Annotated in this window: 9 protein-coding genes, 1 riboswitch and 1 other annotated feature; of the genes, 2 read left to right on the top strand and 7 right to left on the bottom strand. The window is 37.2% G+C overall.

All coding sequences use genetic code 11. The features are described 5' to 3' along the window. Positions 1-17: 17 nt before the first annotated feature. From ACTQ54_RS05545 to ACTQ54_RS05520, 6 genes are all read right to left on the bottom strand, one after another. Complete coding sequence (locus tag ACTQ54_RS05545) at positions 18-800, bottom strand: TrmH family RNA methyltransferase (RefSeq protein ID WP_441755146.1); 783 nt, start codon at positions 798-800, stop codon at positions 18-20. Beyond that, positions 797-2,209 (bottom strand): dipeptidase PepV, encoded by a 1,413-nt coding sequence (gene pepV / locus ACTQ54_RS05540; RefSeq protein ID WP_441755145.1) that lies wholly within the window; start codon positions 2,207-2,209, stop codon positions 797-799. The genes ACTQ54_RS05545 and pepV overlap by 4 nt, the downstream gene beginning before the upstream one ends. Before the next feature lie 18 nt (positions 2,210-2,227). Then, positions 2,228-2,947, bottom strand: a complete 720-nt coding sequence (locus ACTQ54_RS05535) for a pseudouridine synthase (RefSeq protein ID WP_441755144.1) — start codon at positions 2,945-2,947, stop codon at positions 2,228-2,230. Next, the gene (locus ACTQ54_RS05530; protein ID WP_441755143.1) at positions 2,947-5,979 is read right to left on the bottom strand and encodes an oligosaccharide flippase family protein; all 3,033 of its coding nucleotides are present in this window, start codon (positions 5,977-5,979) and stop codon (positions 2,947-2,949) included. Before ACTQ54_RS05530 ends, ACTQ54_RS05535 begins: the two co-directional genes overlap by 1 nt. Before the next feature lie 69 nt (positions 5,980-6,048). After that, positions 6,049-8,466: a leucine--tRNA ligase gene (gene leuS, locus ACTQ54_RS05525; protein ID WP_441755142.1), complete on the bottom strand. Its 2,418-nt coding sequence runs from the start codon at positions 8,464-8,466 to the stop codon at positions 6,049-6,051. A 65-nt stretch (positions 8,467-8,531) separates the two neighbouring features. Then, positions 8,532-8,744 (bottom strand) — a binding site (T-box leader). 47 nt (positions 8,745-8,791) lie between these two features. Then, a complete protein-coding gene (locus ACTQ54_RS05520) occupies positions 8,792-10,741 on the bottom strand; it encodes a LysM peptidoglycan-binding domain-containing protein (RefSeq protein WP_441755141.1) in 1,950 nt (649 codons plus the stop codon). Between the two features lie 145 nt (positions 10,742-10,886). Here ACTQ54_RS05520 and ACTQ54_RS05515 point away from each other — a divergent pair, with 145 nt between their 5' ends. After that, positions 10,887-11,462: a tRNA (mnm(5)s(2)U34)-methyltransferase gene (locus ACTQ54_RS05515; protein ID WP_441755140.1), complete on the top strand. Its 576-nt coding sequence runs from the start codon at positions 10,887-10,889 to the stop codon at positions 11,460-11,462. Here ACTQ54_RS05515 and metK read toward each other — a convergent pair. Next, the gene (gene metK, locus ACTQ54_RS05510) at positions 11,452-12,645 is read right to left on the bottom strand and encodes a methionine adenosyltransferase (protein ID WP_441755139.1); all 1,194 of its coding nucleotides are present in this window, start codon (positions 12,643-12,645) and stop codon (positions 11,452-11,454) included. The two genes, ACTQ54_RS05515 and metK, sit on opposite strands and share 11 nt — an antisense overlap. Beyond that, a riboswitch (SMK box riboswitch) is annotated at positions 12,643-12,733 on the bottom strand. Its footprint overlaps the gene before it by 3 nt. 172 nt (positions 12,734-12,905) lie before the next feature. Here metK and ACTQ54_RS05505 point away from each other — a divergent pair. Next, entirely contained in the window at positions 12,906-13,706 is an 801-nt protein-coding gene (locus tag ACTQ54_RS05505; protein WP_441755138.1) for a hypothetical protein, read from the top strand. Positions 13,707-13,862: the final 156 nt, after the last annotated feature.

Here is a 13,862-nt window from a genome sequence, read left to right as displayed (position 1 = left end):
ATAAAACACTTTTACACTTACACAATATAATGAAACATTAAAACAGCTGCCGCAACCGCAACGTTCAAAGATTCTGCCTGACCATGCATCGGAATGTAAATTAATTGATCCGCTAAGTCTAAAAGGGACGCTTGTACCCCATTACCTTCATTGCCCACAACAATTGCAACTTTTCCCTCATCGAATTCCACTCGCCGATAGTCTAAGGCATTTTGATGCAAAGCCGTCGCTAGAACAGCTATCCCCTTAGCTTTAAACAAGCTAATAGCCTTTTCCAGTGGCATCATTTGAATATCCAAATGCCATAAAGAACCTTGGGTCGCACGGACCACTTTATCATTAAATAAATCAACGGTGCCTTCACCTAAAATAATCCCATCAAATCCGGCTGCATCAGCCGTACGAATCATGGTTCCTAAGTTGCCAGGATCTTGTACACTGTCGATCAGGAGATATTTATTAGCGGTGGGTTCCCAAGTTTCATCGACTTCTGGCAATCGTAACACAGCAAAAACACCTTGCGACGTCCGGGTTTCAGCAATTTCTTCGACCAGGAAATCTGAAATGATTTCGACCGGAGCAGCCAAGGTTGTGAAAGTCTCGTAGAAAATTCCCACATTGGCCTCACTCACAATCACGGTTTCAATGCCCGCCTCGTTAGCAATTGCCTCTTCAACCAAATGCCATCCTTCAATTAAATATCTCTGCGCTTGCTGGCGGCCTTTAGCCGTCTTCAGCTTGCGCCAATTTTTCAACTGCATATTTTTTTTGGATGTAATGCTTGCTTCAAATCGACTCATCGTGTTAAACGGTAAATTGCTTCTGCATAAATGGCAGTCGCACGTGTTAAATCTTCAAGCGCTAAAAACTCATTGGCTTGATGCATGGTGTCAATTGAATCTGGGAATAAAGCCCCATAGGCTACACCACGAGGCATCAAACGCCCGTAAGTTCCGCCACCGATACTTTGTTCATGCGCTTCAAAGCCAGTTTGTTTGTGATAAACATCTAATAATGTTTCAACTAATGGATCATCAGCTGGTACATAGTGAGGCTCTTTCCCATCAGTCATATCAACGTTTACTCTAAAGTTTTCAACTGCGGTATTTATTTGACCTAACATGGTTTCAGGGTCAGTTCCTTCAGGGAAGCGGAAGTTCGCATCGATTTTGCCACCTTTTTCGATATCAAAGTTAGCAATCCCCACATTCATGCTGACATCTCCCATTACCTCGTGGTGATGGGCAACACCCAATTTAGCGCCATTAAAGTTTAGATGTAACAATTGGCTTAATAAGTGCACAAAGTCGCCTGCTGACGTGCTGTTAAATTCGAATTTTTGTAAAAAGTTTGCTAAATAAGTCGCTGAGTTAACCCCTTTACTTGGCGTTGAACCGTGAGCAGATTTTCCGTAAACCGTTAGTTCAATGCGGTTTTCACTTACAGACGATTCAGCTGTAATGTCCTCATGTTGTTCAACAAATATCTCGAAACTTTCTTGAATAAATTCAATATTCGATCCTTCAATAACTGCTTTTGCATCTTCGGGTACCATGTTTGGACGCAAACCAGCTTTGAATGAAACTAAGGAATAACCAACCGTAGTTATTTCAACTTGCGGAAAAGTAAATATCGCTGATACATTCCCTTTTTCACCATTAATAATCGGGAAATTCGCATCAGGTGAAAAACCAAAATCAGGCATTTCAGCTTCTTTAAAGTAGTGGTCCATACATTGCCAACCACTCTCTTCATCGGTACCAATAATTAAATGCACACGTTTATTAAATTCAACACCTAATTCACGTAATAATTTAATTGCAAAATAAGCTGCTACAGTTGGTCCCTTGTCATCACTTGAACCACGAGCATAAATACGATTATCTTTGATAACAGGTTCAAATGGATCAGTTTCCCAGCCACTTCCTGCTGGAACAACGTCAACGTGACCTAAAATCCCCATTAGTTCATCACCAGAACCAATTTCTACACGACCTGCCCAAGGTCCAAATTGTTTGGTTTCAAAACCATCTTCTTGAGCCATTGTTAGAAATTCTTCCAAGGCAGCTAATGGACCAGGTCCCACAGGAGCCTCAGCTGTTGCTTTTTCATCATCACGAACAGAATCAATCTTTAATAGACGAAACAAATCTTCAATCAGTGCATCTTGTCGCGATTCAACTTCTTTTAACCAATTAATATTTTCCATTTTTCTCCTCCTAGCATGTTATAAATTACTTAATAAATGTTCTAATTCAGTTTCACTTAATTCACGCCACCGACCAAAGTCTAAATTTTCATCTAAAACGAGCGATCCCATTTGGAGGCGTTCCAACTGAAGTACTTCCTTGCCTACTTTTTCAAACATGCGTTTTACTTGATGAAATTTACCTTCATAAATAGTGACGTGTGTATCCGTTTGATTTAAATCAGCATCATAGCCTAAAATCTCTAACTCAGAAGGCATGGCTACAAAATCGCCTAAGTCCATAGAAGAAGCAAATGCTTCTTGATCTTCAGCTGTCACTTCGTCTGTAACCCTCGCTGCATAGGTTTTAGGTATTTTGTTTTTCGGTGAAAGAATTCGGTGTGCAAATTGCCCATCATTCGTTAACAAAAGCAATCCTGTTGTGTCGATATCTAATCGACCAACAGGAAAAAGTTCTAAATGACCGTAAGCACCATCAAGACAATCGATCACTGTTGGGTGAAGATTGTCTTGAGTCGCACTCACGACATCTTGTGGCTTATTCAACATCAAATACACAAAAGGTTGATAGCTAATTAGATGATCATTCAACGTTACTTCATCCGTTTCAACATCAAGGTGTTGGTTAGGTGATTTAACAACTATATCATTGATTTTCACAAGACCGGCTTTTAGAAGTTGCTTCACTTCTTTTCTTGAACCAAGACCTTCATTGGCTAAAAATCGATCAATTCGCATTAATAAAACACCTGCATTTTATCTTGTAAATTCTTATAGCGATTCCCTATAAGGATGTCTAATTTACCAAATAAAGCCATAATACCTAAGTAAACTAACATACCAATAAGGACAACTAACATAATTTTCACAAAAGTAAGCAATCGTCCAACAGGTCCAAACATCATATCAAAAACAGTATTCCATAGTGAGGTTGAAATCCCCATTAAAGCTGTACTAGCAACAATCACCACTAAATCTTTCGCTAAGGAAACATAATCAATGATGATGGTGCTATGGATTTTAATCCACATTAAGACAGTCGTAATTAGGAAAGCAAACAGTGTGGCCAATTGCGCCCCATTCGCATGTAATAAGGCTACAAATGGGAATTGTAAAATGACTTTTAATACCAGCCCAATTAATAAATATCTCACGGCAATCCGTCTAAAGTTCATCGATTGAAGGACGGTAGAAAGAATCGTATAAGCACCGAGAACAATACTTAGATATGCTCCCAAGATCAAAACAGTTGGTCCTTGTTCATTTCCTAATGGATAGAAGAAGAAATACATATTGTTAGCAATACTTGCTAAACCAACGGCTGCAGGTAACATGATAAATGAAAAGACCGTTACAATATTTTGAATTAAACGACTGGTTCTTGGATAATCTTTTTGAGCAAACAAACTTGTTACCGATGGAACGGATGATGATGCAATCGCAATGGCTAGCGAAATAATAATCATCACTAATTTGTCCACATCCAGACTTAGTACCCCATACAACTCACTAATATCACTCAGTAACATCGTTGATGTAGCTTGAATGATTTGTCTAAATGAGTAGGTATCAATAATTTGTGCAAGGATTATCCCAGATCCTAAAATTACAAACGGAATACTATCCATGACCATTATTTTGGCACTTTGTTTAAAGTCTAAATCAATTCGATTTTCGGATTCATTCATCAACTCTTTTATTAAAGGACGTTTTCTAAAGTAAATAAAGACTAAATATAATAGAGAAATTAAAGCTCCCACAAAAGCTGCAAAGGTTGAATGCGCAACAGCAGTAGTTGCTGTCCCCTTCATTACTTCCATCACGGCATAAGTTGCTACCAATAAATAAATAACTCTGACAAACTGCTCCAGTATTTGCGAAACAGCAGTAGGAATCATATCATCAAAGCCTTGGAAATAGCCTCTTAAAAGACTCATCGCCGGTAAAATTAATAAGGCAGGTGCTAGAGAACGAATCACAATCGCTCCAGCCGCTGGATTATCTGTCGCCGACATTCCCGCTAGAAATGGTGCAGCAAAAAATAAGATCAATGAACTGACAAGACCTGTTAATAGCATAATATACATACTATTTTTAAAGAGTTTATCAGCTACTCGATATTCTTTTTTAGAATGGTAGAACGACATTTGTTTAGCAATCGCACTTGGGAAGCCAGCTGTAGCAACCGCTAAGAATAAGGAATAAGGTTTATAACCGACACTATACAAGGTGTTTGCGCGCGTATAGTTTGCACCCAACATGGAAGCCCATGGAATAACATATAAGGCGCCGATAATACGTGACACAATATTCCCAATGGATAACCATGCAGCGCCTTTCGCAAAGCGATTTTCTGCCTGGTCTTCCATTTTGTTTTCAACCACAATATCTTCTTGACCACGCATCTCATTTAAACTTGCATCTGTAATGAGGGGTTCTTGATAATGTGCGGTTGCTTGACTCACCTTTTCACCAAATTCCTTGGCTTCTTTTTTCAGGTCTTTATCTTTAACTTCATTTACTTCAGCTGCTTCTATTATTTCAGCAACTTCTTCAAACTGACTTTCATCAACTTGATTTTCTTCAGCTATAATTTCATCAGACGTTGGATTTATTTCAGCATCTACTTCTTCTTTAGCTACCATTGGCGCAGGTGCAACTTCTGTTTTTGCAGCTGATTTACCATGCTTACGTTTTTTCTTATTTTTACCTTTAGAGGCTTTTCGAGGTAACTTCTGCTGAGTTACAACTTCAGCTTCTGTTGATGCTTCTTGAACAACTTCTTCAGGAATCTCTTCTTCAACGGATTCATCCTCCGTTAAATCCTCTTGAATAGCTTCATCCATCGGCGCCACATCATCATTTTCAAATTCAACTTCCGTATCCGAATCTTCCTGAGGCACTTCAATCACACCCGAAAAATCATCCTGCTCATCTACGACCTCTGTTCGATTACGATTAAACAAACGACTGAAAAAAGAAGGTTTTGCTTTTTCTTCCGAGTTCACTTCAGCATTTGCGGCTTCTTCTTCTATAAAGTCATCCATTTGAAAATCTGAACTCGCCGCAGAAACTTGATCATAAATTTCCTCTTCATAAGATTCATCAATAGTGACATCCGCTTCATTATATTCTGGAACAAAAGTATCTAGACTTTCATCAAAGTCTTCATCATCCGATTCATCAAATTGATTATAATCATCTAAATCATCAATTTTCTGCGTGCTATATTTCACCTGATTGTCACTAGAAAATAAAGTATTAAAAAAGCTATTTTTCTTCCGTTCTTCTTTTTCTTTTAAATCCTCATACTTTTCTTTTTCAATGGATTCACGTAAACGATTTTGAATCGAATGATAGACAAAGGGATTTTCGTCAGCAGGAGCATCTTCATTCACTTCTACTTCAGCCTGTTCTTCATACGAGTCATTATCCCAATCACCCATTTGTGAATCGTCATCGGCTTCAAAATCCTCAACATATCCATAATCCCAATCCACAGCTTTACCTAATGGATTTACTTCTGCATCTTCAACACGATCGTCTTCATCATAATAAATATTTTCGCTTTCAGCATCCAAATCATCACTGAATTCTTCTTGCCAATTTTCATCATCAACATCATCTTCATTGAATTGGTTATTAGTAAAATAATCCCCATCCAATGGCTGACGATTTGGACTGCGTAATTTCTTTAAATCATCCGCAGTAAACTGAATCGTTTTTTCTAAATCCGATTCATTATCCCGTGAATTAAAATTATTCCGCATACGGTTCTCATCTCCTTGCAGACAAAAGTTATCTATTGATAGTATACCTTATTTTTATGCTGATTGTTATTAATTAGCTACAATATTCACTAAACGATTTGGTACTGCAATAACTTTACGTAGAGTCTTATTGGCAATCTCAGCTTGAATGGTTTCATCTTCTAAAGCAATTTTTTCTAATTCTTCTTTAGATAAATCAGAAGCAATCATTTTCTTGGTTCTAACTTTACCATTAATTTGAATAACTATTTCAATTTGATCTTCAATGGTTAATGCTTCTACAAATTCAGGCCAAGTCGCAAGTGATACACTTTCTATCTCACCCATAATGGACCAAATTTCTTCCATTAAATGCGGAGCAATTGGAGCTAATAGCTTAATAAAGCCTTTAGCATATTCCATTGGAACAACATCTGCACTTCGAGCTTCATTTAAGAAAATCATCATTTGTGAAATAGCCGTATTAAAATGCAATTGTTCATAATCTTCGGTCACTTTTTTAACGGTTTGATGGTAAACACGTTCTAATGTTTTGTCATCACTTTCTTGGATCGATGTATTTAAGACACCTTCTTCTTCATTAACAAACAGGCGCCATACACGATCTAGGAAACGGCGACTACCTTCTAAACCATTTTCACTCCAAGCAATAGAAGCGTCTAATGGTCCCATGAACATTTCATACAAGCGTAACGTATCTGCTCCATAGTCCTTAACCACATCATCTGGATTAACAATATTCCCTTTAGATTTCGACATCTTGTCATTATTAGACCCTAAAATCATTCCTTGATTAAATAACTTTTGGAATGGTTCTTTTGTATCAACGATTCCTAAATCATATAGGAATTTATGCCAGAATCGAGCATATAATAAGTGAAGAACCGCATGCTCAGCACCTCCAACATATAAATCAACATTATGCCATTTTTCAATCGCTTCTTTTGAAACCAATGTATCCTGTGATTTATTATCCATATAGCGTAAGAAGTACCATGAACTACCCGCCCATTGTGGCATCGTATTTGTTTCGCGACGCCCTTTCATGCCTGTTTTCTCATCAACAACATTTACCCATTCTTCAATGTTAGCAAGTGGTGATTCACCCGTTCCACTTGGTTGGATTTTGTCGGTCACTGGTAAAAGTAAAGGCAATTCTTCTTCTGGAACAGCGGTTGTTGTACCATCTTCCCAGTGAATAACAGGAATTGGCTCACCCCAATAACGTTGTCTTGAGAAGACCCAGTCACGCAGACGGTAATTAATTTGCCGCTCCCCATGGTTATTTTCTTCCAACCAATCAATCATTTTCGTAATCGCTTCTTCTGAATTTAAACCATTTAAAAATTCAGAGTTCACATGAATGCCATCTTCCAAATAAGGCAGTCCTTGTTCACCCGCATCAATAATTTCAATAATTGGTAAATTAAATTTAGTCGCAAACTCAAAGTCACGGCTGTCATGACCAGCAGACCCCATTACCGCTCCTGTTCCATAAGATGCGATTACATATTCAGCAATCCAAACGGGAATTTCTTCATTCGTTGCAGGATTGATAACATAAGAACCTGAGAACACACCAGTTTTTTCCTTCGTCAATGACGTTCTCTCTAATTCTGATTTAGACTCTACTTGGCTAATGTAGGCTAATGCTTCTTCTTCTTGATCTGGCGTAATCAATCCTTTAGCCAAATCTCCCTCAGGAGCCACTACAATATACGACGTACCAAAAAGCGTATCCGGTCTGGTTGTATAAGTTTGAATAATTTGATCTTTACCAACAACTGGGAAGTTAATCAAAGCACCTTCAGACTTTCCAATCCAATTACGTTGCATTTCTTTTAGACTTTCAGGCCAATCTAACTCTTCTAAATCTTCTAACAAACGATCCGCATATTCTGTAATTTTCAATACCCATTGACGCATTGGTTTACGGAACACAGGATGCCCCCCACGTTCTGAAACCCCATCAACAACTTCTTCATTGGCTAAAACCGTTCCAAGAGCTGGACACCAGTTAACCATCACATCTGTTTGGTATGCCAAACCTTTTTCAAGCAATTGAATAAATATCCACTGCGTCCATTTATAAAAATCTGGATCCGTTGTATTCACTTCACGATCCCAATCGTAAGAAAAACCTAACTCATTGATTTGACGTTTAAAAGTCTGAATGTTTTCCTCAGTAAATACCGCTGGATCATTCCCTGTATCCAAAGCATATTGCTCAGCCGGTAATCCAAAAGCATCCCATCCCATTGGATGCAAAACATCATAACCTTGCGCACGTTTCATACGAGCAATAATATCAGTCGCTGTATAAGGTTTGGCATGCCCAACATGTAAACCTTTACCTGATGGATAAGGAAACATATCTAAAACATAATACGAAGGATAATCTACCCCTCGGTCTTCTGTTTTAAAAATATTTTTGTCTTCCCAATATTGCTGCCATTTTGATTCAATAATTCGATGTTGATAAGTCATTTTCTTCCTCCATAAAATAAATATCTCTATAAAAATAACCCTACATTATCTAGTTAAACTAAATAATATAGGGCGCAATCATGCACGGTACCACCTATGTTCGTAAATAACCTAAACTTATTTACCTCAGTAGCTATAACACAGCTTAAGCGTCTATTTCTACTTTATTCAAAATAGCCCAACATAGATGAGTTCAAAAGCTTTCCAGACTTATTTCCACCACACATAAGCTCTCTATTACTGGATGACTTCCTACTATTTCTACTACAGTTTATTATTTAATTCTTGATTACCATATCATGCTTTTAGCATTCTTTCAAGTCGCTTACCAGCTAATCACTTGTCCAATACGAATAACTGTTCCACCATTTTGTGCAATTAGATCATAAACATTTAAGTTATAACGTTTTGCGATAGAATAAAGTGTTTCACCAGCTTTGACCGTATGTTGTTGGACTACTTCAGCCACATCTTCAGTTATTGTTTCCTCAACCACTTCTGGAGTAGCCGTTTCAACAACCACTTCTGGAGTAGCCGTTTCAACAACAGTTTCTTCAACTTCTGTGACAACTTCTTCAACTGGCGTTACTGTTTCAAGCTTGTTTTCAGTTGGTGCAGTAACAGTTGGTGTAGTAACAATTGTTGATTGAGTTGGAACAACTAATGTTTGACCAACAGATAAGAGTGAACTAGTAGCATTGTTTAAGCTTTGCAAGTTTGCAACGGTTGTATTATAACGATTAGCAATTGCCCAATAAGTATCGCCAGCTTTGACAACATATGAACCATTGGTATTGTTGTTACTTGGAACGGTAGGTTTGTTTTCAACTGGTTTCGTTGGGGTATTTGAATTGTTGTTGCTATTATTCGATTGGTTACTATTATTTCCATTGCTATTCGATGTCGTTGATGGAACTTTTAGACTTTGTCCAACACTTAAATTGCTTGATGTTGTACCATTTAATTGTTGTAAACTAGCAACTGTCGTCCCAAAACGTTGTGCCAAGGCCCAATAGGTATCACCAGCTTTAACGGTATAGGTATTAGCTGTTGGTTGTGTTGGTGTTGGCGTATTATTATTTTGGTTGTTGTTACCATTATTACTATTGTTATTATTGTTTTGATTCGCATTATTTTCTTCTGGTTTAGTTGTTGGATCAGCTTGTCCAGGGACTTTAATGGCTTGTCCAACGCGCAATGCACTAGAAGTTGTACCATTTAAAGCATATAAATTCGCAACAGTTGTTCCATATTTTTTAGAAATAGACCAGAAGGTATCGCCAGATTTAACAACATAGACATTTGAACTCGTTGTTGGCGTTTCTGTTTTATTATCTTCAGGTTGTGTTGGCGTTACTGGGGTTTCAACTTCAGGAGTGGTTGTTTCATTCCCACCTTGTTCAGCGCCAGCAACAGGGATATTTAATGTCATTCCAATTAAAAGGTTTGAATTTGTTGCGTTGTTCGCGCTTTGTAAAGCCGCTACGGTTATACCAAATCTTTTCGCCAATGACCAGTAAGTGTCACCTGCAACAACACGGTAAGTTTTACCATTGCTTGGCGGGGTTACTGCTTCAGCAGGTGGATTTGTCACTACCGGTGTGGTCCCCTCGCGAATCATATCATATTGCGTTAAGTTATTTTCTTCAATAATCTGATTTAATTTACTGCCGTAGCGCGTATCTGTAGCATACCGACCTGTTAAATGTGCTGTTGCATCTTGATAAGAGGTCGTATTGCTATAACGAGCTCCTGAATAGAATTCAGCTCGCCATTGTGACCCTGTGCCAATAATAACATCAGCATAATCAGCTAAAGATTCCGCAATTGAAGGATACATTTTAAATGAATCGACAATGCCATAATAAGAACCTGTCCCATCATCTTCAAGTGTGTTCATGTCAACGGAATTTCCATTATAAATACCTTTAATTCCGAATAAATTATTGTAAGGTGCTTGAGCTAATGTACTATTACCCCAGCCTGTTTCCAAAGCAGCTTGTGCAATCATGACAGATGCATATAGATTATTGCTAGCAGCAATGGCACGCGCATGCTCAGAAATAGTAGATAAAAAGGTCGATTTGCTAACACGTGTCGTAAAGACAGAATCATTAGCCTCTACCTTTGTGGGCTGTGTCGCTACTTGTGTTAAAACAGCAGTCGCACTAAGCAAAACGAGACCTTTATTAACAGTCGTCATAATTTGTTTTGTATAGTATAGCTTTCTTAGCGCATTTTTAGAATCAATGATATCTTGACGTTTAAGACTCAATTCAATTTCCTCCCAATCTTAATGATTGTTTCTCGTTCATCAATTATATAAAATAAATTCATAAAAAATACATAAATCGTTGTCTTTTAGTCTACTTTTAATAAAAGTAATATTTGTCACAGTTATGTAATGTAAAGGAGATTCTATGTTAAACGCTATTCAATACTCTCATTTTATTCTGGATGAATTGATTCAACATTTTCCAAAAGGTCAATTTATTGATGCTACCCTTGGTAATGGTCACGATAGTCTATATCTTATGCAACATCCCGACTTTAAAGGTTCTTTACTCGCTTTTGATATTCAAGAACAAGCCTTGGAAACAAGCCAAGCCAAGATCAATCAAATAAATACCACTGCTACAAACCATCAATTCATTTTGGATTCACATGCTAATATTGAACAATATTTAGAAAATGACGCTCAAATTCATGGGGCAATTTTTAATTTAGGTTATTTACCCAAAGGAGATCACTCTATCACAACACGAGCAGATTCAACCATGGAAGCTTTAGAAAAGATGCAGCGATATTTAGTTAAAGGGGGTAAAATAATTGTGGTCGTATACCCTGGTCACCCTGAAGGGCAAATAGAAAAAGAACGCTTGCTCCAAAAATTACCCTCTTGGCCACAAACGTTCTTTCAAGTTTTACAATATCAGCTTATTAATCAAGCGAATAATCCGCCATTTGTTTTGGTCATTGAACGGATTAAAGATTGAATTGTTTAGCCGCTTCTTTCAAATCATCTACGCGGTCCAATTTTTCCCAAGGAAATTCAATATCATAACGACCAAAATGTCCATAAGCAGCTGTTTGACCATAGATTGGCTTTCTTAAATCGAGCATTTTTATAATACCACTCGGTGTTAAAGTAAATAACTGGCGAACCATTTGAGTTAGCTGATCGTTGGTCAATGCACTGCTGTTAAATGTATCAATCATGATGGACACAGGTTCTGCTACACCAATGGCATAAGCAATTTGGATTTCACAACGTTCAGCAAGACCAGCAGCGACGATGTTTTTGGCGATGTAACGGGCCGCATAGGAACCAGATCGATCTACTTTCGTAGCGTCTTTTCCTGAAAACGCCCCACCTCCATGGTGTGCAAATCCACCGTAGGTGTCAACAATGATCTTGCGTCCAGTTAAACCGGAGTCCCCCACAGGGCCTCCAATTACAAAGCGACCAGTTGGGTTAATGTAGTATTTTGTTTCAGCATCGAGCCAATTTTCCGGAACAACCGGTTTAATCACATGTTCGATGATATCAGCTTTCAATTGAGCCAGTTCAATATCGGGACTATGTTGAGCACTGATGACTAAGTTATGGATGCGATGAACTTGATTTTCTTCGTCATATTCAATCGTTACTTGTGTTTTTCCATCCGGACCTAAATAATCTAAGATTCCATTTTTCCGGACAGCTGTTAATTGTTGGGCTAATAAATGACTGAGCTCAATGGCTAAAGGCATAAATTGTTTTGTTTCATTCGTCGCATAACCAAACATTAACCCTTGATCGCCTGCACCAATTTCTTGTTCAGTGTTGGATCCTCTCGTTTCGACGGCTTGGTCGACTCCTTGAGCAATATCCGCCGATTGTTCATCAAGTGCTACCAAGACAGCGACATTTTCTGCATCAAAGCCATATTTCCCATCCACATAACCAATTTCAGCTATTTTTTGACGGACAATTTTTTGGATATCGATTTGAGCACTCGTTGTCACTTCACCAAAAACGACTACCATCCCAGTATTCACAATGGTTTCACAAGCAACACGAGCACAGGAATCTTGTGCTAAAATCGCATCTAAGACTGCATCACTAATCTGGTCGGCAATCTTATCTGGATGCCCTTCTGTCACGGATTCTGAAGTAAATAACTTTCTTTCTAACAAATAAATTCCCCCTTTTTATTTTCGGTTACAAGGCATGTTGAATTCAAAAAGAATTAAACCCTATCGGGAATTGCGAATTGTAACACAATTGATTATACAGAACAATTGAAAATTAATCATTAGTTTTTAGTAGAACTTGCTAAAATTCTTACAATCTGATGAAAACTATTTCTTCTTATTGATTATCTTTTCATATTCCTTTACTATAAAATACAGTTCTATTTTAAATAAATATTTTGTATGAATGAAAGGTTTTTTTGATGAAATCACTTATTAAGTTTTTACAACATCCCTTACTTAAAATAATCGTAGCTCCTTTTTCCTATTTCTTTTTTGGATCTGCGGTTAGCTACAATTTAACCCAACAATTTAATTGGGGCGATTTTATAGTTCTTTTTTTTATTGTGTTATGTACCCAATTAATCGATCAATACTTTTTTATACGGTTTGTTAAAAAGGAAATAAAATCTACTTCCATCGTGATTATCGCCATACTTGAGGTCATCCTTATTTCTTCGAGTATTTACTTTTTACTGAACCAGCATTGGATTATTAATTTATTATTGATTTTATATCTGGTGTTTATCCATATCCAATATTTTCCTTATGATTTTACACAAACTTTTTATCATTTTGTTTTAAATGTCTTTTTTAATAGTTTTGTCTTGCAGACGATTGCTTTTTATATACAAACGCAAACAGTGACCAACAGTTTCTTATTTGCTTTATTGCCAATTGTTATCTTAAATGCTGGCTTACAACTGGAGCACTCATCCCTTCGATCCATTATTAGCCATAAAGCACAAGCAATTTCAAATCAGTTAGTGAGTAAATTAAGTTTTGCTTTTAGTTTAGTTGCAATTGCCTTAGCTTTCTATTATTCATTACCTAGCCAATCATACTTTATGGCACAAATCGTGATGTTAATTGTCAGCGCGGTTTTAGTCTTACCTTTAATCATTTCAACAACTAAGGAGCCCCAAGCTCAAAATAAAATTAATTATTTCTCGTCAGTTTTGCTGATTTTTAATTTGTTGTATACTTTGAGTTATTTATTTTAAAAAGAATTTCCGAATTTTAGTTTAGCTAGAATTCGGTTTTTTTGTATAAAAAAACCAACTAGACATCCTAGGATGTTTAGCTGGTAAAATATTAATTGTTAGCTTTATTGACTTCTCTTAAGGTTTTGCTTAATTGGTAGACTTGATAAATAAGTG

Origin of the sequence: Fundicoccus sp. Sow4_H7 (assembly GCF_052115865.1) — a bacterium.
GTDB lineage: Bacteria > Bacillota > Bacilli > Lactobacillales > Aerococcaceae > Fundicoccus_A.
This window is presented reverse-complemented; position numbering and strand designations above follow the sequence as displayed.

Coding starts and splice junctions, on each gene's coding strand:
- ACTQ54_RS05505 (WP_441755138.1), top strand. CDS start 12,906: ATGAAATCACTTATTAAGTTTTTACAACATCCCTTACTTAAAATAATC.
- leuS (WP_441755142.1), bottom strand. CDS start 8,466: ATGACTTATCAACATCGAATTATTGAATCAAAATGGCAGCAATATTGG.
- ACTQ54_RS05530 (WP_441755143.1), bottom strand. CDS start 5,979: ATGCGGAATAATTTTAATTCACGGGATAATGAATCGGATTTAGAAAAA.
- ACTQ54_RS05535 (WP_441755144.1), bottom strand. CDS start 2,947: ATGCGAATTGATCGATTTTTAGCCAATGAAGGTCTTGGTTCAAGAAAA.
- ACTQ54_RS05515 (WP_441755140.1), top strand. CDS start 10,887: ATGTTAAACGCTATTCAATACTCTCATTTTATTCTGGATGAATTGATT.
- ACTQ54_RS05545 (WP_441755146.1), bottom strand. CDS start 800: ATGAGTCGATTTGAAGCAAGCATTACATCCAAAAAAAATATGCAGTTG.
- pepV (WP_441755145.1), bottom strand. CDS start 2,209: ATGGAAAATATTAATTGGTTAAAAGAAGTTGAATCGCGACAAGATGCA.